The 2,276-nt window shown below is 58.3% G+C and carries 1 protein-coding gene and 1 pseudogene; one reads left to right on the top strand and one right to left on the bottom strand.

Annotation, left to right across the window (positions count from 1 at the left end; all coding sequences use genetic code 11):
- Nucleotides 1–33 precede the first annotated feature (33 nt).
- Complete coding sequence (locus HAP54_RS29385; RefSeq protein ID WP_166306421.1) at nucleotides 34–174, bottom strand: hypothetical protein; 141 nt, start codon at nucleotides 172–174, stop codon at nucleotides 34–36.
- Between the two features lie 1,013 nt (nucleotides 175–1,187).
- Here HAP54_RS29385 and HAP54_RS52590 point away from each other — a divergent pair.
- A pseudogene (locus HAP54_RS52590) lies at nucleotides 1,188–1,442 on the top strand (formyltransferase family protein); the annotation flags it as partial.
- Nucleotides 1,443–2,276 lie beyond the last annotated feature (834 nt).

Genomic DNA, 2,276 nt, shown 5'->3' on the forward strand with positions numbered 1-2,276 from the left:
CTGTGGATCATGCGCTTGACCATCGCGCGCTCCTCACCACCAGCCGACGAGGCAGCAGCCGGCGTCGGCGTAGGTCCGGAACATGGTGCGCAGGTCCTCGAACTCCTGCAGGCTGATGTCGTAGGGCCTGCGGACGATCTCCGTTTTCTCCAGCCGCTCCGCCATCACCTTCACGACGTCGTTAATCTCAGCCGCGCCGGCGCCGTCTCTGCAACCCTGAGCCGCTCCGACGGCACGGGCGCTACCGTCGTGTCGTCGGCGAGCCAAAAAGTGGAAGCTTGACTATATGCAGCAATCAAAGGGCCCGATTGACAGGCCGCGTCTCGGCCGCCCAATAACATTAGATCATACCGCAAGATCGCGTGACACTTGGTGTTTCAACGTCAAGCGTTCGATCATGAGTCGCCATCGGAAGATCCCCCTCAGGCAGATGTCCGAGTTCGGCACGAGAAGCAACCCTCTGAGTTTGAAGTCGTCATGTTTCGCCATGTCCAGCTGAAGACGTTATGTCCGAAATTGGACACTGAGGCTTAAGTATTTCGGCGCCGCGGCGAAAAGCACGTGCTCTTTCGCTCTTCAACCCGGATTTGTAAAGCTTCTTTGTGGCACGCGGATTGCTATGAGACGGTGAAGGATCTGTGGGGCCATGGCGGTCCCGCGGTGACCCGCCCGCACAGTCAGATGAAGCTTGTTCGACTGAGTCAACTCACCGCCATAGACGCTGCACTGTTAAGTGGTCCGGCCGAATGACGCTTGGTCGCGGAGGCGCCGCTGTCGTTATTCGAGCTGGTAGCTCTCTAAGTTGGTCGGATTCGATGAGCGTTCACGCGGCAGCTCTCGATCAAATCCTGACCAGTGCGGCAGGTCCAAGTCTCTATGGTACGGGCGCCTTGGGTGGAGCTGCTCAACCTACGCGACGGATTGGCTGAGCGATGAAGATAGTACATCAGTCTCCTCCGATGCGCACAGATGCTTACGGGCCAAGCGACAGTAGCAGGCAGCAGGCTGCAACTCCGTCAATTTATTCTAGCGTCTTTGTTGGTAGTGGTACGCTAGCCATAAGGTGCTTGCAGCTAGCAAAGGAGATGGGTCACGACATCCGCGCGGCGCTGTGTGCCGACGCTACATTCGCCGATTGGGCCGCTCGCGCCAATATCCTGTGTGTGGTGAGCGTTGAAGAGCTCTCCATGTTGCTGAAGGCCGAGCCGGTGGAATGGATTTTTTCCGTTGCTAATCCGTTCGTGCTGCCGCCGGAGGTGTTTGGGCGAGCCCGTCAAGGCGCTTTCAACTACCATGACGGTCCATTGCCGCGATATGCAGGAACCCATGCGACGTCCTGGGCGCTTCTTGCCGGGGAGACCGAACATGGCATCACGTGGCATCGTATCGCTCATGGGGTTGATACTGGTGAGCTGGTAGTACAGCGCCAAGTGTTGATTGCGCCGAGTGATACGGCATTGACGCTGAATCTCAGATGTTATGAGGCTGCTATCGAGGGCTTCCGCGAGCTTCTAACTGGCTTAACAAATGGAGAGCTCGGTGCTCGTCCGCAGGCGCTAGCGGACCGAAGTTTTTTCCCGAAACGTCGCCGCCCAGATGCTGCGGGTTGTCTGCGATGGGATCGACCAGCGCAGGGTCTGGCAGCGATGACACGTGCCTTGGACTTTGGCCCCTATCATGCCAATCTGTTGGGTCTGTCCAAGGTTTTTGTAGGCGATGACTTCGTCCCCGTCAGGCGCTTGGAGGTGACGGCCGGGAGCTCGGGCTTTGCGGCGGGGTCTCTAGTTGAAATCCACCCTAGCCATTGGCGTGTCGCGACAGGCACAGAGGATGTTGATGTTTGGTTTGGCAGCTCAGATGGTCAGGCTCTGGACGCGCGGACAGTCGCGAGGCGTTCTGGTTTCGATGTAGGCGGCCGCCTCCCGATTCTGAGCGATGACGAGGCCCGGAGCATAACGGTTGCGCATGAATTGTTGGCGCCTCGGGAGAGTTTTTGGCGAGGGCGGCTTGAGAAGTTCAAAACATACCAGCTTGCTTTTTTGCCGTCTGCAAAAGCTGCGGCTGGGCTCAGATGGCAGTCTAGTGCGTGGCGAATTCCAGAAGAGTTGCTTGGGCTGTCCCCCAGTGATCGCGCGGAATTCTTGCTAACTGCTTGGCTGGTCTATCTCGCCCGCATCACGGGGGAATCAGAGCTTCAATTGGGATGGACTCCCGCGCCGAATGGATCGCGAGCCGGCGTGAAAGCGCTCGAGGTGCTTGTTGCGTCTGTCGTGCCG

Source organism: Bradyrhizobium sp. 2S1, from assembly GCF_011516625.5.
Taxonomy (GTDB): domain Bacteria; phylum Pseudomonadota; class Alphaproteobacteria; order Rhizobiales; family Xanthobacteraceae; genus Bradyrhizobium; species Bradyrhizobium septentrionale.